17 protein-coding genes are annotated in these 20358 nt (G+C 67.7%); 11 read left to right on the top strand and 6 right to left on the bottom strand.

The genetic code is table 11. From position 1 onward, the window contains the following. Nucleotides 1-125 precede the first annotated feature (125 nt). Genes AAF604_05850 through AAF604_05835 form a run of 4 tightly spaced genes read right to left on the bottom strand, consistent with a single transcriptional unit; the run spans nucleotide 126 to nucleotide 4865 of the window. Complete coding sequence (locus AAF604_05850) at nucleotides 126-1553, bottom strand: DUF4340 domain-containing protein (GenBank protein MEM7049160.1); 1428 nt, start codon at nucleotides 1551-1553, stop codon at nucleotides 126-128. Between the two features lie 3 nt (nucleotides 1554-1556). Then, nucleotides 1557-3089 (bottom strand): GldG family protein, encoded by a 1533-nt coding sequence (locus AAF604_05845; GenBank protein ID MEM7049159.1) that lies wholly within the window; start codon nucleotides 3087-3089, stop codon nucleotides 1557-1559. A 4-nt stretch (nucleotides 3090-3093) separates the two neighbouring features. After that, nucleotides 3094-3834, bottom strand: a complete 741-nt coding sequence (locus AAF604_05840) for an ABC transporter permease subunit (GenBank protein MEM7049158.1) — start codon at nucleotides 3832-3834, stop codon at nucleotides 3094-3096. After that, the gene (locus tag AAF604_05835) at nucleotides 3831-4865 is read right to left on the bottom strand and encodes an ABC transporter ATP-binding protein (GenBank protein MEM7049157.1); all 1035 of its coding nucleotides are present in this window, start codon (nucleotides 4863-4865) and stop codon (nucleotides 3831-3833) included. Before AAF604_05835 ends, AAF604_05840 begins: the two co-directional genes overlap by 4 nt. Nucleotides 4866-5047: 182 nt before the next feature. On the opposite strand from AAF604_05835, the gene AAF604_05830 reads away from it, so the two are divergent. Further along, on the top strand, nucleotides 5048-5353 hold the full coding sequence (locus tag AAF604_05830; GenBank protein MEM7049156.1) for a hypothetical protein: 306 nt from the start codon (nucleotides 5048-5050) through the stop codon (nucleotides 5351-5353). Between the two features lie 3 nt (nucleotides 5354-5356). Here AAF604_05830 and AAF604_05825 read toward each other — a convergent pair whose 3' ends face one another. Both AAF604_05825 and AAF604_05820 read right to left on the bottom strand, forming a co-directional pair. Next, nucleotides 5357-6955, bottom strand: a complete 1599-nt coding sequence (locus AAF604_05825; GenBank protein MEM7049155.1) for an NAD-binding protein — start codon at nucleotides 6953-6955, stop codon at nucleotides 5357-5359. Then, nucleotides 6952-8286, bottom strand: a complete 1335-nt coding sequence (locus AAF604_05820; protein ID MEM7049154.1) for an O-antigen ligase family protein — start codon at nucleotides 8284-8286, stop codon at nucleotides 6952-6954. The genes AAF604_05825 and AAF604_05820 overlap by 4 nt, the downstream gene beginning before the upstream one ends. Before the next feature lie 103 nt (nucleotides 8287-8389). Here AAF604_05820 and AAF604_05815 point away from each other — a divergent pair, with 103 nt between their 5' ends. The 10 genes from AAF604_05815 to AAF604_05770 all read left to right on the top strand — a co-directional run bounded on the left by AAF604_05815 (nucleotide 8390) and on the right by AAF604_05770 (nucleotide 20352). Then, nucleotides 8390-9682: a hypothetical protein gene (locus AAF604_05815; GenBank protein MEM7049153.1), complete on the top strand. Its 1293-nt coding sequence runs from the start codon at nucleotides 8390-8392 to the stop codon at nucleotides 9680-9682. A 136-nt stretch (nucleotides 9683-9818) separates the two neighbouring features. Beyond that, entirely contained in the window at nucleotides 9819-10673 is an 855-nt protein-coding gene (locus AAF604_05810; GenBank protein MEM7049152.1) for a polysaccharide biosynthesis/export family protein, read from the top strand. Next, nucleotides 10670-13009 carry a polysaccharide biosynthesis tyrosine autokinase gene (locus AAF604_05805; GenBank protein ID MEM7049151.1) on the top strand — a complete coding sequence of 780 codons (2340 nt, stop codon included), beginning with the start codon at nucleotides 10670-10672 and terminating at the stop codon, nucleotides 13007-13009. The genes AAF604_05810 and AAF604_05805 overlap by 4 nt, the downstream gene beginning before the upstream one ends. Beyond that, nucleotides 13009-13746, top strand: coding sequence for a CpsB/CapC family capsule biosynthesis tyrosine phosphatase (locus tag AAF604_05800; GenBank protein MEM7049150.1), 738 nt, complete (start codon nucleotides 13009-13011; stop codon nucleotides 13744-13746). The genes AAF604_05805 and AAF604_05800 overlap by 1 nt, the downstream gene beginning before the upstream one ends. 20 nt (nucleotides 13747-13766) lie before the next feature. After that, nucleotides 13767-15092 carry a hypothetical protein gene (locus tag AAF604_05795; GenBank protein ID MEM7049149.1) on the top strand — a complete coding sequence of 442 codons (1326 nt, stop codon included), beginning with the start codon at nucleotides 13767-13769 and terminating at the stop codon, nucleotides 15090-15092. 103 nt (nucleotides 15093-15195) lie between these two features. Further along, a complete protein-coding gene (locus AAF604_05790; GenBank protein ID MEM7049148.1) occupies nucleotides 15196-16095 on the top strand; it encodes a hypothetical protein in 900 nt (299 codons plus the stop codon). 313 nt (nucleotides 16096-16408) lie between these two features. Continuing rightward, nucleotides 16409-17749, top strand: a complete 1341-nt coding sequence (locus AAF604_05785; protein MEM7049147.1) for a nucleotide sugar dehydrogenase — start codon at nucleotides 16409-16411, stop codon at nucleotides 17747-17749. A gap of 34 nt (nucleotides 17750-17783) precedes the next feature. Then, the gene (locus AAF604_05780; GenBank protein ID MEM7049146.1) at nucleotides 17784-18698 is read left to right on the top strand and encodes a phosphoglycerate dehydrogenase; all 915 of its coding nucleotides are present in this window, start codon (nucleotides 17784-17786) and stop codon (nucleotides 18696-18698) included. Next, nucleotides 18695-19612, top strand: a complete 918-nt coding sequence (locus tag AAF604_05775; protein MEM7049145.1) for an NAD(P)-dependent oxidoreductase — start codon at nucleotides 18695-18697, stop codon at nucleotides 19610-19612. Before AAF604_05780 ends, AAF604_05775 begins: the two co-directional genes overlap by 4 nt. Next, on the top strand, nucleotides 19609-20352 hold the full coding sequence (locus AAF604_05770; GenBank protein ID MEM7049144.1) for an NTP transferase domain-containing protein: 744 nt from the start codon (nucleotides 19609-19611) through the stop codon (nucleotides 20350-20352). Before AAF604_05775 ends, AAF604_05770 begins: the two co-directional genes overlap by 4 nt. Nucleotides 20353-20358 lie beyond the last annotated feature (6 nt).

Raw genomic sequence — 20358 nt, 5'->3', positions numbered from 1 at the left:
AGCCTGGACGAGGTCAACCCACTTCATGCCGGAATAGTCCTTGCCATTCATCTCAACCTGAGGATTGCCAACGTTTCCACAAGCCCCAGTCTCCGAGACTCGACGCTGAGCTCGAGCTGCCTCCTTCAGCCAGCGCTGTCCTTGGTCTCTTCCTCTTCCACCACCGGCTCCGCTGCCCGCACTTCTTCCAGGCGATCGAAGATGCCCTGTGCGACCGATTCGGCGAGCTCGAGGACCACGGTGCGATCACCGGCGCTGGCCTGGAGAGCACCGCCCCCGCCATAGAGGGCGAGGCTCTGCTCGCCGTCTTCGCCGGCGAAGGCAATGGTGAGGCGCGGCTCGCCGGTTGGGGCGGGGCTATCGAGCACGCGCTCGGCCTGGGCCTCGGTGACGGCCGCCAGAAGCTCGCTCACCGGGGTGTAGGAGAGGCGTTCGCCATTGCGCAGCCAGTCTGTATCGGATCGTTCGAGGACGGTTTCGCCACCGGCGTCGGTGAAGGTGGCACGGTCGATCTGGAAGGAGCGCCAGCCGGTGAGATGGTGGTCTTGCCAGCTGTCGGCAGTCCCACCCAGGAGCGACGGCAGGCTGCTGCGGATGACGAGGGTGCGCTCGCCGAGGCGGGCGTAGTGACTGATGGTGCCGTCCGCGGCGAGGCCATCGCTACCGGAAGCAGCGCGGCTGCCACCGGACTCGGCACCGATGGCCAATCGCAGCAGCTCATCGCCGGCCTCGTCCGTGAGAACGACGCTGCCGCGCGATGGTTCCAGACCTCGGGGATTCTCGCCACCCTCCTCATGCGGCGCCGCGCTCGCCGCCGGCGTGTCGATGAAGCGCTCGACGGTGAGCAAGGTGAGGTCCGAGAGCAGGCTGTCGAGACGCTCGCGATCAGCGCGGTCCTGGACCGGCCGATCGAGCCAAAAGCGCTCGCCCCGACGGCTCAGGGCCACCTCGGAGCCTTCGGAAGAGGTCAGGGTGAGACCGTGGATGTCGTCCCGATCACCGCGGAAGAGCTGCCGGTCGCGCCAGTTGCCGGCGGGCCGCTGGAGCTGGGCGACGACCGTGCCCGGGATGACGTACAGGGTGTCGTCCCCCGCCAGCGCCGCGAGCACTTGAGTCGACGCCGGCACTTCGGCACCGATCTCGAGGGTCTTCTCGCCACCGTCGGCATAGGCCAGAACGGCCCGGGCGCGCGGCGCATCGAGGCCGGTGGCGGCGCGGTCGCCGTCTTCCAGCCGGCGGCTCCAGGCGAGCTCTCCCAGGGCATCGACCAGGCTATCGACAGCGCTAGCGTCGGCCCGCGCCGGTGCGATCTCAGCCGGCCCGGTCAAGGTCCATTCGGCGTCGTCCCCTTCACCCTGGCGCTCCAGGCGAACCGACTGCCCTTCGGACTCGAGGGTTACGCCGACCAGATCGTCGCTTTCGAGACCGGCGAAGAGCTGCTTGCTGCGGGTGGCGCGCTCCTCGCTCGACGGCAGATCGCGCTCGACGAAGTAAATGTAGGCCCCGAGGCCGGCGACCAGCAGGAACAGAATCAGCAGATTGCGCGGCTTCATGGCCTACCTCCGCCGACGCCGGTAGACCAGCACCCCGAAGATGATGCCCAGCCCGGGCAGCACCAGCAGGGCGAGGGCGTTGGTCCAGGCGAGCTGGGAGCCGGTCATCGAAAGGCGCACCCGCTCCGGCTCCTTGGGGGGAATTCCGAGCAGCGTCTCGCGCTCGACCAGCCAGTTGAGGGTGTCGATGAGGAGCACGACGTTGGCGTCGCGCGCCTGCAGCAGGCCATCGCCGACGAAGTCCGAGTCCCCGAACACCACCAGCCGGCCACCGCTCGCCGCAGCCGCCGCGAGCTCGTCGCCCTCGCCATCACCGGTCACCGCCTCACCGCCGGCATCGAGCCCGCTGTCGGCGGGGCTGTCGTCCGCCTCGATCTCGACCACCACCCCCAAGGGCACCGGTCCGGCGAGGTCGCCGGCACCCTTCTCGACGTTGAGCAGGTCGGTCTCCCCCCAGCCTTCACGGGAGGTCTCGAGGAGCTGGGTGACCCGCAGCCCTTCCTGGCTCTCGCCGGCGCCCACGGAGCGCGCCATGCTGACCAGCACCGCCAGACCACCGTCCTGCACCGAGCGGGTCAGCGGGTGGGTGCCGTAGTCGGCGACGAATAGAGTCTCGGCGCCATAGAAGGGCAGCGCCGCCGCCGGATCGACCACCGCGTTGCGCCCCACCTCGACGCTCCAACCGGCGAGCCATTCTTCGAGGCCGATGTCGAGCAGCTCACCGCTGCCGGTGGGCGACAGGACCGGATCGAGCAGCAGCAGAATGCGGCCGCCGGCCTCGAGATAGCTTGAGAACATCGCCGTTTCCGGCGGAATGAAGCCGGAGGTCGGCCCGGCGATCACCAGCAGATCGGTACCCTCCGGGACGGTCTCCTGCCCGAGCGAGGCCCACTCCTCGATTTCGAAGTTGTCGTCCTGGAGCAGTCGGCGCAAGGCCGACAGGCCGCCCCCGGCGATCTCGCCGCCGACGATCTCGCCGTGACCGGTGGTGAACAGGACCTTCGGGCTGACCTGCTCTTCGAGGTCGATCAGGGCGCTGGTGAAGCGCTGCTCGCCCTTGAAGGCGGAGATCTCGGCAGTGCGCCCCATCTGCACCCCGGAGTAGTCGTACTCGGCGAGGTCGTCGCGCAGCACGATCTTGCGGTCGTCACCGCGCACCAAGACGATGGCGTCGCTCTGCAGGTCGAAGCGCTCGGCCAGGGTCTGCGCCTCGAGGGGATTCCGCGCCGCGTCGACGGTGCGCACGGAGAAGCGCGAGCTCGCCGCCTCGTAGCGCGCCAACAGCTCCTCGACGGAGTCGAACAGGGGATCGACGGGGTTCAAGAACACCACCGCCTCGACGTCCTGCTCGAGGTTGGCGAGGACGTTCTTGGTCTTGTCCGACAGGCTGTAGATCTCGGTGGCGGTCCAGTCGAACCGCTGGTGGTACTTCCAGCCGAAGTAGTTGACGATGGCGAGCAGCGCCACCAGCAGAAGCAGCGACGCCGACTGCATTCCGGTCTTGAAGATCGTGCCCTTGGAGTCTCGAGTCGTCACGCCATCACCTCCACTTCTTCTCTTCGAGGGTCCGGCTCGCCAGGTAGAGCAGGAAGACGGTGGTGCTGAGGTAGAAGACCAGGCGCCGGGTGTCGACGATGCCGCGGGCGAACTCGTCCATGTGCTCGACGACGCTGACATAGGAGAAGAGCTGCTGCAGGCCCGGGTCGTTGACCAGCCCGGGCAGAAACACCAGGACGAAAACCAGCAGCGAGAGCGCGAAGCTGATGATGGCGGCGACGATCTGGTTGCGGCTCATCGCCGAGCCGAGCACGCCGAGGGCGAGGAAGAAGCCACCGATCAGGGCGATCCCGAGGTAGCCGCTGGCGATGGTGCCCCAATCGATGTCGCTGGCGCGGTCGACGATCACCGCGTAGAGCACCGTCGGCAGCCACAGGAAGCAGTAGAAGGCGAAGGCCGCCAAATACTTGCCGATCACCACCTGATCTTCGGTCACCGGAGCGGTCATCAGCACCTCGATCGAGCCCGATTTACGCTCCTCGGCGATCAAGCGCATGGTGAGCACCGGCGTGGCGAAAAGCAGAATCAGCCAGAAGAAAATGCTGCCGCCGAAGAAGATGTCGAAGGGCCGGCCGGCCTCCGCCAGGGGATTGTTGAGGTAGTTGACGATGAGGGCGAAGACGGCACCGTTGACCACCAGGAAGAAGAACAGGACGACGTAGGCCAGCGGCGAAAAGAAGTAGGCCTTGAGCTCGCGCAGGAAGGTGGCGACGATGGCGTTCACGACGGCACCTCCTCGGAATCGGACTCGACATCGGCCTCGGACTTGGGCTCGACGTCGGGCCCGGACTCGGGTTCGGAGGAGTCCGCTACCGCCAGGCTCGAAGCCTCCTCCGCCACCTCTTCCTGGGTGGTCAAGCGAACGAAGATGTCTTCGAAGGAAGTCTGCTCCTCGACCAGATGGAGCAAGACCATTTGATGGGCGACGGCGGCGCGGAAGATGTCGCCGCGGCAATCGCGTGACGCCTCCACCACCCAACCGTCTGCCGCGGCCCGGGCGCGATGGACACCTTCGACCGAGGTGAGCATTCCTTCCACCCCCTCGGGCTCGCCCTCGACCGCGATCCGAATGCGCCGCTGTCCGGCACTCTCGGCACCGCGTAGCTCGTCCGGCGTGCCCTGGGCGACGAGCTTGCCCTGGTCGATGATCAGCACGCGGTCGCAGAGCAGCTCGACCTCCGGCAGGATGTGGGTCGAAAGCAGCAGCGTGCGGCTCTTGCCGAGCTCGCGAATCAGCTCGCGGATGGCGATGATCTGGCCCGGATCGAGGCCGACGGTGGGCTCGTCGAGGACCAGCACCCGCGGCCCGTGGAGGATCGCCGCCGCCAGGCCGACGCGCTGCCGGAAACCCTTCGACAGGGTGCCGATGATCTGGCCTCGAACCTCTTCGAGGAGGCAGCGCTCGATCGCCTCACCGATGCCCGCCTTGGCGGCACCCTTCTCCATGCCCTCGAGGCGAGCCCGGTAGCTCAGGTACTCCTCGACTCGCATTTCCGGATAGAGGGCTACATTCTCCGGCAGGTAACCGAGCTCGCGGCGCGCCTGCCGCGGGTCTGAGAACAGATCCCGTCCCGCCACCGTCACGCGACCAGCCGTCGGCGGCAGAAAGCCGGTGATCATTCGAATGGTGGTCGTCTTGCCGGCGCCGTTGGGCCCCAGAATGCCCACGATCTCCCCCTCGTCCAGGGTGAAGGACACCCCCTGGACGGCGTGGAAATCACCGTACTGCCGGTGTAAGTCGATCGCTTCGATCATCGCTTGACTGTCCCTCCTGGCATGCAACTCTGCAGTTTTGAATCCGGTCCCCTTCGCAGCAAATCCGATGCCGACTCAAAAGCCCCGATCCACCGACCAACAAAAGCCTTACCGCGCTACTCGAAGGCCAAATTGACGCTCCCCGGCGATCACTTTGACCCAACGCTGCTAGCATCTCGGACATGAGCGATGACGAGCGCGCCCAGGGAATGAAATCGGCCTACGAGCTAGCCCTCGAACGGATGCAGTCGGCGGGTATCGAGCCGCCGCGGGAAGGTGCTCTCTCGGAAGAGCTGCGGGCCCGCCTGGCGGAGATTCGACAGCGCGCCGAAGCCAAGCTGGCGGAGCTCGAGATTCTCCACCGGGATCGCCTGCAGAAGGCCGCCGACCCGGCGGCCCGCGAGCAGGAGGAGGAAGAGTTCCAGCGCGAGCGTCGCTTCATCGAATCGCAGCGCGACCGCCAGATCGCAGAAGCGCGCCAGGGCTGACCCTCAGCCCACCCCGTCCGGTCCGAGGACATAGACCGCATCGCCGGCCTCGAAACGAAATGGCGGCGCGAAGTCCACCAGGACTTCGCCAGCGCGTTCGACGGCGACCACCGAGCAACCGGTGAGGCGCCGCAGGTCGAGCTCCCCCGGATTTCGCCCCACCAAGCCGGCGGAGGAACGTCGGCGCACTTCGAGCTGGGGATCGATCGCCACCGCCTCTTCGCCCAATAGTCGCTGCGCCAGAATCTGTCCCGAGACCTGGCTGACGGAGAGCGCGAAGTCGGCACCGGCGTGGTGAATTCGATCGACGTTCTCGGCCTCGTTGACGCGCGCGATGACGGCGAGGGCCGGCGCCACCTTCTTGGCGATGACCGTTCCGAAAAGGGCGCTGGCATCGTTTTCGACGGCCAGGATCAGGCCCTGGGCGTCGGCCAAGCGGGCGGCGATGAGAGTTTCCTCGTCGAGGACGTCGCCGACCACGTCGACGCCGGGAGACGCGACGCGATCGATCACCGTGGTCTCTTCGCCGGCATCGTGCAGTAGCTGGACCACCTTGCGGCCGACCTCGCCGAAGCCACCGATCACGAACCGACCCTGGCGCGGCACTTTGCCGCCGCCGGCGAGGCTCGACAGGCGGTCGAGACTGGGGCGGTCGCCGAGGGTGACCAGGATGCCGTCGGCCACGATGCGCAGCTCGCCCGCCTCCGGGGTCTCCAGGCGGCCCTTGTTCCACTGGCCGATGACGGTTCCTCCGGTCCGTCCGCCGAGCTGCGCCTCGCGCAAGGAGCGGCCGACCAGCTCGCTGTCGGCGGCGACTCGCACCTCGTCGACCTGCAGCACGTGCCCCAGGTCGTGGATCCCGGAGACCCGCGGACTGATGCGGGCGCTGGCCCGCGCCGCCAGGGCGGCGCCGAGCATGTGCTTGGGAGTGAAGGCGACGCTGGCACCAGCGAGCTGCATCGGCTGGCGATGGAAGGGATCGTCGACCAGCGCCAGAATTTCGCCGCCGAAACCCATCTGGCGTGCCGCCAAAACGAAGGCGGCGTTCTGGTGATCGTCGTCGTTGGCGATCAGGGTCTCGGCCCGCAACAAGCCGACGCCATCCAGGGCCTCTCCCTCGAGCCCTCCCAGGACGACGCGCCGGCCCTCCTCGAACAGGCGACGGGCCCGGCCTTCGTCCGGCTCCAGCACCACGAAGTGCCGTTCGAGGGCCTCGAGGCGATCCATCAGGGTGGCGACGGCAGGGCCATCGCGATAGATCACGACATGGTCGACGAGATCATCGGCACGGCGCGGCAACCGCACCTCGAAGCGCGCCTCGAGCACCGGGATCAGGTAGATGGGGATGATCAAGAAGACGAAGAAGACGCCCAGGAACTGCAGGCCGATGGTGAGCCCGATCAAGGCCGGGTGCCGCCAGCGGCCATCGTCGCCGTAGCCGGTGGTGGTGAAGGTCTCGACGGCCCACTGCAGGCTTTCCGAAAAGGTGCGCGGATCCTGCTCGAAGCGCTCCATGCCGAGCCAATAGAGCAGCGCGGCGGTCAGCACCATCACCGGCAGCGCCGCCAGCAGCATCAGGAGGCGCCGGCGCATCGTCTTCATCGCCCTCCACCTCCCGCCAGGGTGGGCTCCTCATCGGCGGTCTTGGCGACCAGAGCGGCGCCGCAAAGCACCGCGAAGGCGAGACTGTTCGACGGCACCGTAAGCCCGAAATCGAAGCATTCGTGGACCGCCATCGTGGCCACGGCTCCGAGCGCCGCCAGGGCGGTGGCGCGGTCCTCGGAGCGCTCCCCGAAGCGCAAGACCTGGAACTGACGGCGAACCAGCCAGAAAGCTCCGGCGACGAAGATCAAGATCCCCAGGAGGCCGTGGGTCACCAGCAGCTCGAGCGGGTCGTTGTGGGCATGCAGCCAGGTTCCCGGCAGGGTGGCCGGCTGAACCAGGGGAAAGGCGTCGCGAAAGCTGCCGGCGCCGCTACCGAAGATCGGAAAGCGCTGCCAGAGCTCCAGGCAGGCTTCATAGGCTTGAGCCCGACCACCGCGGACGACTTCGAAGACGGAGGTCGACAGCAGGCGTCCGAAGCCCTGGCCGAGGCCGGCGAAGACCACCACCAGGATCCCGGCGAGGGCCGCCACCAGACCCACCGGCGCCCACCGCGCTCGCCCCGAAGCCACCGCCAGCAGCACCCCCTGGAGCCCGGCGCCGACCACCGCCGCCACCAGACCGGCTCGGGAACCAGTGAACGCCAGGCCGGCGAAAACCGCCAGCCAGAGTAGGAGAGGCGGCGCTGCCAGCGCCAACCGACGCTCGATGGAGCTGGACCAACGGCCGCGGCGCAGAGCCCACCAACCCCACGCGAAGGCCATCGCCAGCACCAGCTCGAAGAGGGTCGCGAGGTGATCCGAGTTGACGAAGGTGCCGCGCAGGCGGGTGTCCGTCGCCGGCGCCGCCCGGCCCCAGATCTCGGCGCCACCGGAGAGCCAGCCGCTGGTGCCGTAGAAGATCTCGAAAAGAGCCACCGCGGCAACCGCCAGCGCCAACCCGCGGCGGTTTCGGCGCCGGCAGGCGACCCAACCCCCGGCCAGCAGATAGAGCCCCACGAAGGCCCAGCCGAGGGCGGCCGAGCGCGAGGCCGACGGGGCGAGGGAGAGGGCCGCCGTCACCGGCTCGCCCAACAGCTCACCGGCGGCCGCGAACAAACGGCCGTGCTCCGGCGACAAGGTGGCGACCAAACCGCCGGGCAGGGGCAGCGATTGCACCAGGGCGAGAAGGGCGAGGGCGGCGCAGGCCAGCAGAGGCCAGCGCAGGTGGCGCAGGCGCCCGCTGCGATAACCGCGCAAGGCGATCAGCAACAGCACGGTACAAACGGTCAGGCGCTGGACCAGCTCGGCCAGGGGCTCGGCACCGCCGAAGGGCAACGGCGCCCAGAACAACAGCAGCGCCAGCAGGAGCGCCGGCGCCGAGGGCTGATGCCTTAAGATGCGCGCTGCGAAAGTCCCCCGGGACGCGGACCGACTTTTTCCTCGGAGAGCCTCCATGCGATCGAAAACGATGCTGATCCTGTGCGTGTTGTGGGCCCTGGCGGCCCTGCCGGCCGCAGCGCAGTGGCGCCAGTATACGCCGCCCGGGGGCCCCGACTCGCGCGACACCGACCCTGAAACGGTGATCGAGCAGGAGATGGAGAACGCGCGCTGGAACCTCGGCCCGCTGCGCCTGTCGCCCTGGTTCGGCATCAACCAGCTGGCCTACGTCGACGATGTCTTCGCCGGCTCCGGCAGCGAAGAGGAGTCGTTCTCCGATTTCAACGCCGTGGTCGGCGCCGGCCTCACCGGCTACTTGCCGAGCGGCAGCGACACCTATTGGGTGTTCGACCTCACCCCGGAGTACATCTACTGGCAAGACCTCAGCGAGCGCCGCCTGCTGGCGGGCCGCTACGGCGCCGGCTTCTTCGGCTTCTACAACCGGCTGCAGATCCAGGCCACCGCCGGCCGCCAGGAATCGCAGCGCACCTTCAGCGCCGAGTTCCCGCAGCCGACGGTGCTGCAGGAGGATCACGTCACCCTCGACGCGGCGCTCCGCCTGACCGGCAAGCTGAGCCTCGAAGGCCGCGCCGAGAGTCGCCGCATTCGCGACCAGAGCGACGAGTTCGAGGACCCGCGACAGGCCGATTTCGCCGCCCTCGACCGCGACGAGCAGAGTGTCCGAGTCGGTCTGCGCTTCCGCCCGTCGGAGCGCGTCGGGCTGTTCCTCGGCGCCGAGGACAGCGAGCTCGACTCGACCTCCTCGGCCCGCGACCTGTCGAACGAGGGCACCTCGCCGGTGATCGGTCTCGACCTCGAGGGCGGCCGCTCGTCCTTCAACGTCGAGCTGGCCCAGCGCGATCTCGAGCCGATCGGGGCCTCCGAGTTCGGCACCTACGACGAAGTCTCCGGTTTCGCCCAGGCCTTCTTCGAGATCGGCTGGCGCCTCGACCTGCGGATCTACGGCAGCAAGACCCCGGTGCTCTCCCTGCTGCCGGAGTACGCCTACTACGACGAGCAGCGCGTCGGCGTCGCCTTGGGCAGCAAGCTCGGCCGCCGGGCGCGCCTCGAGATCTTCGCGGACCAGGGCGAGAACCGCTACGAGCGGCGCTTCCCGACGGCTCCGGAGCGCACCGACGACCTGACCTCCTTCGGCGCCGAGCTGCGCTTCGAGATCACCAAGTCCCTCGCCCTGACGGTGCGCGCCGAGGATTCGCAGTACGACTCCTCGGTACCCGGCCAGGATCGCGACGTCTTCAACGTGCGCACCGGCCTCGCGCTGTCGGCGGATCGTCTCCTCTGGCGCTGATAAAAGTCTCAATTTCCGCATTTTTCGAGGCGCGCGAAACGGCCACCCGGCGCGGTCCCGAAACGCTCCACCGTCCGGCGATCACCCCAAGACAAGCCATGGACTTGTGCCGATGGCCTGGACTAAGATCCTGAAAATGCGGTGTCTTGTACCCATCCGTCGCCTTCCGGCCTGCCTCGCCGCCCTGCTCGCGGCTTTCTGCCTGCCTGCCTTAACGGCAGCGCAGCAGGTGTCCGACTACCGCATCGGGCCGCGCGACCTGGTGGATATCAAGGTGCTCGAGGTGCCGGACCTCAACACTGAGCAGCGGGTCTCGGCGACCGGCACCGTCAGCCTGCCGATCATCGGCGAGGTGCGGGTGCAGGGCTACACCCGGCGCGGCCTCGCCGCCGAGCTCGAGCGCTTGCTCGAAGCCGACTACGTCGAGAGCGTCACCGTCACCGTCGAGCTGCTCGAAGTGCGCTCGCGGCCGATCTCGATGCTCGGCGCCGTCGCCAAGCCGGGAGACCTGGAATTCTCCGGTCAATGGACGCTGTTGGAAGCGATTGCCGCCGCCGGAGGATTGGCGGAAGGCCATGGAGATTCCATTCACGTTCTTCGCCGGGCCAACAACGGGCTGACGGACCAGATCACGATCCGGGCACAGGATCTGCTCGGCCGCGCCGACCCCAAGGTCAACCTGCCGCTCTTCGCCGGTGACCTGGTGACCGTCGAGCGCATGGTGCAGGCGAAGGTTTTCTTTCTCGGAGAGGTCGCAACTCCCGGCGCCCTCGAGGTGCCGAGCACTTCCCGCATCACCCTGCTGTCGGCGATCGCTCAGGTCGGCGGCCTGACCGATCGCGCCTCGCCGCGCATTCAGATCAAGCGGCGCACGGCGTCCGGCGGTCAGCAGGAGATCGAGGTCCACTACAAGCGCATCCTGGGCGGCCAGGATCCGGATCCGGAGCTGCGTGACGGAGACATCGTCTACGTCAAGGAGTCGTTCTTTTGAGCAATCCCGGGATCTACGACCTCGAAGACAGCGCCCCGCCGGCAGCACCGATGCCGCCCTCCGAAGGCGGTTTCGATCTGCGCGAGACGGCGCTGCGCTTGACCCGTCGCTGGCAGCTAATCCTGGCCGTGATGCTGGCGGTGCTCGCCCTCGCCCTGGTCAAGTACAAGCTGACGCCGCCGGCCTACCGCGCCGAGGCCACCATCCAGATCGAACGCAAGAGCCTGACGCCCTTCGCCAGCAGCCAGACCCCCTGGCTCGAGAACTGGTGGAACATGGAGTACTACCCCACCCAGTACGCCCTGCTGCGCAGCCGAGGCCTGGCCGAGGACGTGATCCAAAACCTCAACCTGCTCGACGATCCGGCCTTTGTCGGGGAGGCGGGGCTGACGGCATCTTCGGCGGCCGACGAGAGCCCTGACTTCTATCAGGACAACGCCGTTCTGGGCCGCTATGCGAATCGCCTCCTCGGCGGCCTGTCGGTGGACCCCAAGCGCGGCACCCAACTGGTGGAGCTGAGCTATGTCGCCAACGATCCCGAGTTCGCGGCGCGGGTGGTCAACGGCTTCGCCAACACCTACATCTACCGCAGCATCGCCAGCCAGTCCGAAAACGTCACCCGCGCTTCGAACTTTCTCGATCAACAGATCACCACCCTCAAGGACGAGATCAAGACCGCCGAGCGCGAGCTCCAGACGGCCAACCACAGCCAGGGCATCGTCACCAGCAATCCGGAGTCGGACGTCACCCAGCAGCGCCTCACCTCCCTCAACGAGGACTACATGCGGGTGGTGCGCGATCGCATCGAGAAGCAGGCCGAGTACGAAGAGCTGGTGAATTCCCCCCTGGAGACCGTCGCCGACGAACAGTCGAACGGCCTGGTCAGCACGCTGCGCAAGGAGCTCGCCGTCAAGGAGCGCGAGTACGACTCGCAGCGCCAGAACTTCAAGCCCGACTGGCCGCCGCTGGTGGAGCTCCGAACGACCATCGAGAAGGAGCGCGAGTACCTCGAGGGCGTGATCCGCCGCGAGGCCGACCTCGCCAAGCGCGCCGCCAGCGCCGAGGTCCAGACCCTGCGCCGCCAGGAGTCCAAGCTGGCCGGCGAGATCGAGCGCGCCCGCGGCCAGGCGGAGCAACAGAACCTCGCCTCCGTCGGGGTCGAGAACTTGCGGGTCGAGATCGAGACCCGCCGTCAGCTCCTCGACGAGCTGCTGCGCAAGCAGTCGGAAACCTCGATGGCGTTCACGGTGCAGAACCCGGAGGTGCGCTTCAGCAGCCTCGAGTTCGGCACCGACGACTCGGGCTCGAACGTCAAGCTGGTCGAGCGCGCCCTGGTCCCGGGCGGCAAGTTCCGCCCCAGCCTGACCCGCAGCGTCGCCTTCGGCGGCTTCGGCGGCCTGCTCCTCGGCCTCGGCTTCGCCTTCCTCCTGGAGTTCCTCGACCGCTCCGTGAAGACCGTCGGCGAGCTCGAGAAAATCCTTGGTCTGCCGGTGCTGGCGGCCATCCCCGACGTCTCGGAAACCGCCCGCGGTTATGGCTACGGCTACGGATATGGCTACGGCTACGGCCGTTCGAGGGACAAGAAGAACGGCCGAGCGGCGGAAAAGAAGCGCAAGGCCGAACCGGTGCAGGTCGAGCTAGCGCCGCACAACCAACCGCGCCAGCTGATTTCCGAAGCCTACCGCTCGCTGCGCACGGCGGTACTGCTGTCGTCCGCCGAGGAGCTGCGCGTCATCGCCATCACCTCGGCCGAAGCCGGCGAGGGCAAGACCGCCACTCTCAGCAACCTCGCCATCGTCCTCGCCCAGCTCGGCCGTCGCGTCCTGCTGCTCGATGGCGATCTGCGCAAGCCGCGCCAACACCAGGTCTTCGGTCTGTCGAATCGTGAAGGCTTGGTGAGCTATCTCACCGGCAGCGCCGCCATCGAGCAGATCGTCTTCCGCACGGTGGTCCCCAACCTGTTCGTGGCGCCGGCCGGACCAACACCACCGAACCCGTCCGAGCTGCTCGCCTCGGATCGTATGGGCACGCTGGTGGACCAGGCCCGAGAGCAGTTCGACTACGTGCTGATCGACACGCCGCCGGCCCTCGCCGTCACCGACGCCACCATCGGCGGCTCGCTGGCCGATGGCGTGGTGCTCTGCTTCCGCGCCGGCAACGTGCCGCGGGAAGACGTTCGAGCCTGCCGTGATCGCCTGCTGATGGCCGACGTTCGACTGCTCGGCGCAGTCCTCAACCGTCATCGTTCGGGCGGCGCCCGCTACGGCAAACGCTACGAGGGCTACGTCGCTCCCTACGGCGAGGAAGAGCCGACTTCGACCCACTCGGCGGCCTGATGATCGACATCCACTCGCACGTCCTGCCCGGCATCGACGACGGTGCCGAGGACCTCGCCCAGGCGGTCGAAATGTGCCGTCTGGCGGCCGCCGATGGCGTGCGCATCATGATCACCACGCCGCATCAACGCTCACCGAGCTGGGACAACAGCGACGCCCGCCGGCTCCATACCCTGCGGCGCGATCTGCAAGACGCCATCGGCGCCCTGCCCCGGCTGCTGCCGGGCGGCGAGCTGCGGGTCAATGCCGAGTTCCTCGACGAGATGGCCGACCACGAGCGACACGGCCTGCTGCCCCTGGCCGGCTCGCGCTATCTGCTAGTGGAGCTCGATCGCCACGATCCCCGGCCCGACGCCATCGGTCTCGCCCACGAGCTGCTGGTCGCCGGCTGGCGGCCGATCTTCGCCCACCCGGAGTTCATTCCGGCGCTGCGCGAAGACCTCGACCTGATGCACCGCCTGCGCCAAATGGGAGCCCACTTCCAGATCACCGCCATGTGCCTCACCGGCGACGTCGGACGCCCGGCCAAGGACCGCTGCCTCGCCATGATCGACGAAGGGCTGGTGCAGTTCGTGGCCAGCGATGCCCACGGCGTCGACTGGCGGCCGCCGGGACTGTCGGCGGCGCGGCGCGAGATCGCCAAGCGCTGGGGCGACGAAGCGGCCCGTGACCTGACCGAGACCAACGCCACGGCGGTGGTCGAGAACCGCCCCCTGGCGGTACCAGCGAGCATCTGAGGAAGGTCGAGGACCCGAGCATGAGGCGACCGAACCGAGTCTTCGCCGCGCTGCTGGCGTGCACCCTGTGGCTACCCGCCGCCGTTGCCCAGTCGAGCGCCGATTCCTTCTACGAGCAGCGCTTGAGGGACGGCGCCCTGGCCCTCGAGCGCGGACGCCTCGAGCAGGCGGTGCGCGACCTCCGCCTCGCCGCCTTCGGTTTTCTCGAGCAACCGGACCGGCTGCTCGAGAGCCTGACCCGCCTCGCCCTGGCCGAGGATGCCGCCGGCGACGGATTGGCCTTCGATCAGACTTTCCAGCGCATTCAGGATCTCGAGGAAAGCCGCGGCTGGTACCGAGAGGCGGATCTCCCGGCCGACCTGCGTCAGCGCTTCGAGGCGCGGGTGGCGACGGTCGTGCCCCTCGAGACGCTGCGCCAAAGCCAGGCCTTCAGCCATCTCGCGCGGCAGCGGCTGACTGCCGGCATCGAAGAGCTGCCGCCGCGCCAGCGCCGCGAGCGCCTGACCCGTCTGATCGCCGAGGAGCCGACGTCCGATCGCTGGCCGCTGCTGTTGGCGCGCCTCGAGCTGCAGCAAAAGCGTCCGCAGCAGGCGGTGGTCCTGGCGAGCAGCATCTTGAATCGCACCCCGACGGAACAGGGCGCCCTGTGCGTCCGCGGCATCGCCCATTCCCGCCTCGGCTCCTGCGCCGCCGCCGTCCCCGACCTCGCCGCCTGCGAGCGCTCGCGCCTCGATCTGCCGATCGCCTACGCCCACGTCGACTGCCTGCGCCAGCTCGAGCGCTGGAAGGAAGCCCAGGGCGCCCTGCAGGCGCTACCCCAGAACATTCAGGGCGACCGCTCCTTCAATCGCCTGCGACGCCAGATCGAGCGCGAGGTCGCCAAGCTGCCGGCACCGGTCCCGGACGCTGTTCCTCCGACCCGCGAGCTGGAGGTGGCCGCGACTCTGACCACTAGCGACCGTCAGCTTCTCGACCAGGCGCGCCAAGCCCTGGCCGAAGCCCGCACCGCCAGCGACCTGACCGAAGCCTCGCTGCTGGCGGCGGACGTCGCGGACCGCAATCCGGCGATCGCCGAGGCCCAGCTACTCGCCGGGGAGATCTTCTACCGAGCTTCCCGCTGGAACGAGGCGTCACGCTATTTCCAACGTGCCGGCGACCCTCCCGAGGATCGCCACGGGCTGCTCTTCTACATGGCCGTGTCGTACTTCGAGGCCGGTCAGGCGGCGGCGGCTCGACAAGCCCTCGAACGCGCCCTGCCCAATCTCAAACGCACTCCCTTCGTCGAGACCTATATCGAACGGATTCTCGGCAGCGGTGGCGGGGACTCGAGCTCGGCAATCGAGTAATGCAGCACGTACTATCGAAACGTTAGGAATACCAAAGATCCGATAAAGTTGACGGCATTCCGCCGGACCGGTATAACTCGCATCGAACTGCCAGGAGGTTCGAATGAAAAGGACAGCTCTCTCCCTGAGCGTGCTCGGGGTGATTCTTATGGTGGCCCCGATGGCTGCCACGGCCCAGACCGTTGCGGTCGATGTCGAGCAGGTGGAATGCCTGCCGCTGGCGCGCAACACGGTGGTCAAGGCCACAGTGACCGGCGATCCGGCCGGCAGCACGGTGCGTCTGTTCTTTCGGCGGATGCACGAAGAAGTGGAAGATTTCTACTGGGTGGGAATGAACCCCAGCGCCGGAGGTTATTGGGGCGTCCTGCCGCGGCCCGAAGATCACAAGCTGCGCGAGCACGAGCTCGACGATCCGCCGGACGATGTCGAGTCGGACGAGCTGTGGGCCGCCTGGTGGCAGGCCAAAGAGGCTTCCGAGGACCGTGACCCCAACGATGACCTCGACGACGAGATCATCCGCGAGCGCGCCTCCGTGGGCGGCTTCCCGGAGGACCGGGCCTGGATGACGGCCCTCGACAACGACACCTTCCAGCGCTGGCTGGAGGATCTCGAGAACGAGCCGGCGGAGTACTACGCCGCCGTCTTCGACGCCAGCAACGAGCTGGTCGCCAAGTCGGACATGAAGGTCGCCCTGGTGCGTGAGGAGTGCGAGGTCGCCTTCACGCCGCAGGAGGCCGGCGAGGCGCTCAACCTGACGATCGGCGAGACCGCGCCTTGGCAGGAAGGTAAGAAGGTCTTCCACTGGCTTTGCGACGGCATCGTCACGCGCGTCAACAGCGCCTGGATTCCGCGCGCCGACGAGGTCTGTCGCTCCTGCGTGGTGGCGCTGTTCAACAAGCGCGACTTCCTGGTGCCGGCCACCGTGGTCGGCGTCGGCGGCATCACGACGATCATCATCTCGGACGACCCGGACCCGTCGCCCACCCGTCCGACAGGCTTCTAGCAGCCATAGGAGAAGTCGCGTAGCGACTTCTCCTATACGACTGCTAGATTTCTTCAGGGGGGCTCTGGGCGCCCCCCTCGAGCCAACGCACATGTCGTTGGCTCTCTCCCCCGTCCCCGGCGGCCAGGGCCGCCGCCTCGCGCTATAGCGCTCGGGAGCCGCGTGCTCTTCAGCACACGGCAACTCAAGGCATGGGCCGTCGAAGCAAAGGCCTACCTCCTAAGGAGGTCGAGCTGAGATAGGATCGCTCGCGTGTGAAGGACGGCACGCGGGCGATTTTCGTTTGCCCCTCACCCATTCCAACGAGCAATCCATGACGACGACACCTTCCGAGGTTCTCCTCGAATCCGAGCTGGCGACCAAAATCCAGCAACGGCAGGCCCAGGTCGGCATTCTGGGCCTCGGCTATGTCGGCCTACCGCTGGCCCTGTCCCTGGCGGAGCGCGGCTTCCCGACCCTCGGCTTCGACGTCGACGGCGACAAGGTCGCCACCCTGATGGCCGGCGACACCTACATCCGTCAGTGTCCGGCCGATCGCATCGCCCCCTTGGTGACCGCCGGCCGCCTCACCGCCACCGCCGATTTCGGCCGCCTCGGCGAGCCCGACGTGCTGCTGATCTGCGTACCCACGCCGCTCACCGCCCAGCGCGAGCCGGACATGAGCTACATCGAGGCCACCGCCGAGCGCATTCGGCCGACGCTGCGTCGCGGCCAATTGGTGATCCTCGAATCGACCACCTATCCCGGCACCACCGAAGGGTTGCTGCGCTCCCTCCTCGAGAGCGAGGCGATGACCTGCGGCGAAGATTTCTTCCTCGCCTACTCGCCGGAGCGCGAGGATCCCGGCAACGAGAGTCACTCGACCAGCACCATCCCGAAGGTGGTCGGCGGCGTCGGTGACGCGGCGGCCCGCCTCGCCCAGGCCTTCTACGACCAGCTCGTGCCACAGACGGTGCGGGTGTCGTCGGCGCGCACGGCAGAGGCCACCAAGCTGACCGAGAACATCTTCCGCGCCGTCAACATCGCCCTGGTCAACGAGCTCAAGATCATCTACGACCGCATGGGCATCGACATCTGGGAGGTCCTCGACGCCGCCGAGACCAAGCCCTTCGGCTTCATGCGCTTCAATCCCGGCCCGGGCTGGGGTGGGCACTGCATTCCCCTCGACCCCTTCTACCTGTCCTGGAAGGCGCGCGAGTTCGGCATGTCGCCGAAGTTCATCGAGCTCGCCGGCGAGATCAACGTCACCATGGCGGCCTACGTCCTCGACAAGCTGCAGAGCGCCCTCAACGAGCGCCGCCTGCCGGTGCGCGGCAGTCGCATTCTGATGCTCGGCATCGCCTACAAGAAGAACGTCGCCGATCCGCGCGAGAGCCCGGCCTTCGAGCTTCTCGAGCGTCTCCTCGAGATGGGCGCCGAAGTGAGCTATCACGACCCCTACATTCCCGAGGCACCGCGCATGCGCACCTGGCCCGATCTGCCACCGATGCGCTCCGTCGAGCTCACCGCCGAGACCCTCGCCGCCCAAGACGCGGTGCTGCTGGTGACCGACCATCGCGACGTCGACTACGACGCCGTGCTCGAGCATGCCGGGCTGGTTGTCGACACCCGCGGCATTTATCGCCAGCCCCACGCCAAGGTGGTCAAGGCCTGACCCGCGACGGCGGATCAGAAGAGAGCACCCGGCCATGAAACGCGTCGTCATCTCGACCTCGTCCTTCGGCAAGATCTCGCGCCATCCCCTCGATCTCCTCGCCGACGCCGGCTGCGAGGTGATCCTGAATCCCCATGGCCGCAAACTGACGCCGGCCGAAAGCCGTGAGCTGCTGGCCGACGCCGACGGCTTGATCGCCGGCACCGAGCGTCTCGACCGCGAAATTCTCGCCGCGGCGCCACGCCTCAGGATCATCTCGCGCGTCGGCACCGGCCTCGACAGCGTCGACCTCGACGCTGCAGAAGAGCTCGGCATCAAAGTTCTCAACACCCCCGATGCCCACGTTCCGGCGGTCGCCGAGCTCACCCTGGCGGGCATGTTGGCGGTGTTGCGCCAGATCGCTTTCGCCGATCGCCGGGTGCGCGCCGGCCAGTGGACCAAGCCGATGGGCAGGCTGCTCTTCGGCAAGAGAGTGGGCATTGTCGGCATGGGACGGGTGGGGCGCTACCTGCGCGGCCTGTTGCAGCCCTTCATGGTCGAGCTCCTGGCCCACGATCTCGAGCCCGATCCGTCCCTCGAGGACGTGCGCTGGGTTGGCCTGGCGGAGCTCCTCGAAAGGTCCGAGGTCGTGACCCTGCACGTTTCCGGAGGCCGACTGCTCGACGCCGACGCCATCGCCAGCATGCTGCCCGGCGCGGTGCTGGTCAACGTCGCCCGCGGCGGCGTGGTCGACGAGGCCGCCCTCGCCGAAGCCCTCTCCTCCGGCCACCTCGCCGGCGCCCACCTCGACGTCTTCGAAGACGAACCTTACGAAGGTCCCCTCACCGACCTCGACAACGTCCTTCTGACCAGCCACATCGGCTCCTACGCCGCCGAGTGCCGGGTGGCGATGGAGCTCGAGGCGACGGAGAAGGTGATCGCTCATTTCGCCGCGGGAGGAGCGGGATGAGCGACGTCCCCGACGCCCCCAGCGCTCTCGTCACCGGCGGCGCTGGCTTCCTCGGCAGCCATATCGCCGACACCTTGAGCGAACGCGGCTTCGCAGTCACCCTCTTCGACCGCCAACCCTCTCCCTATCGACGCCCTGACCAACAGATGGTCGAAGGCGACATCCTCGACGCCGACGCCCTGATGGCCGCCGCCGAGGGCTGCGACGTGGTCTATCACCTGGCCGCCCTCGCCGACCTCAACGAGGCCCGTTCGCGGCCCCACGACGCCGCCAAGCTCAATATCCTCGGGACCCTCCACGCCCTCGAAGCGGCGCGCGCCCATCGCGCCCGCCGCTTCGTCTTCGCCAGCACGGTTTACGTCTACAGCCGCGCCGGCGGCTTCTACCGCTGCTCGAAGCAGTCCTGCGAGGCCTTCATCGAGGAGTTCCAGCGTCAGTCCGGCCTCGCTTACACCATCCTGCGCTACGGGAGCCTGTACGGCCCGCGGGCCGATGCCAGCAACGGCTTCTACCACCTGCTGCGCCAGGCCCGCCAGGAGGGCCGTATCGTCCACAGCGGCCGGCCCGACGACCGGCGCGACTACATTCACGTCGGCGACGCCGCGCGCCTCAGCGTCGACGCCCTCGATCCGGCCCACGAGAACCAGCACCTGGTACTCACCGGCCCGACCTCGACCCGCCTCGAAGATCTCTTCACCATGTTCGAAGAGATTCTCGGCCGCCGGATCGAGGTCGACTACCGGGCGGCCGAGGGCGACGGTCACTATCGCGTCACCCCTTACGCCTACAGCCCGCGCACCGGCCACAAACTGACCTCGAACCTCTCCGTCGACATGGGGCAGGGCATCCTGCAGCTGCTCGAGCAGCTCGATGGCGAGAACCCCGAGAACCAACCCGCGGAGCCCACGTCGTGACCTCGACCTCCAACGCCGCCCCCTTCAATGCGGCGATCGTCACCGCCCGCGCCGGCAGCAAATCGATTCGCGATAAGAACGTCTTTCCGGTCGACGGTAAACCGCTGGTCGCTTACCCGCTGCAGGCGGCCCTCGACGCCCAGCGCATCGACCGCGTCTTCATCTCGACCGATGGCGACAGCATCGCCCAGGCGGCCCGCGACCTGGGCTGCGAGGTAATCGAGCGACCGGACGAGCTCGGTGGCGACACGGTCAATCACGGCGACGTCATCAAGCACGCCGTCGAATGGGTCGACGAGCGCTACGCGGGACTTGCCAACATCGTCCTCCTGCTCGGCAACACGGTGATGATCGACGGACCCTTGCTCGATCACTGCCTCGAAACCCTCGAGGCGGCCGACGACCTCGACTCGGTGATGACCGTCTGGGAAGCGGCCGACGACCATCCCCTGCGCGCCATGGAGATCTCCGACGGCCTGCTGCGCCCCTACGGTGGCGAGCGCAACGTCTCGACGGAGCGCCAGTCCTATCCGCGGGCCTACTACTACGACCAGGGCGTATGGGCGTTCCGCAAGGACTGCGTGCAGCGCCGCGAAGGTCCCAACCCCTGGTGGTGGATGGGCAAGCGCAGCAAGCCGATCGTGCGCAACTGGGTCACCGGCCGCGATATTCACACCCACCTCGATCTCAGCTTCTCCCAGTGGTGGCTGTCGCAACTGCCGAAGATCAAGGATCTGTAGGTCCGC

This window comes from Acidobacteriota bacterium (assembly GCA_039028635.1).
Classification (GTDB): domain Bacteria; phylum Acidobacteriota; class Thermoanaerobaculia; order Multivoradales; family JBCCEF01; genus JBCCEF01.
The sequence above is the reverse complement of the archived record's forward strand: the minus strand, read 5'-3'. Positions and strand labels throughout refer to the sequence as shown.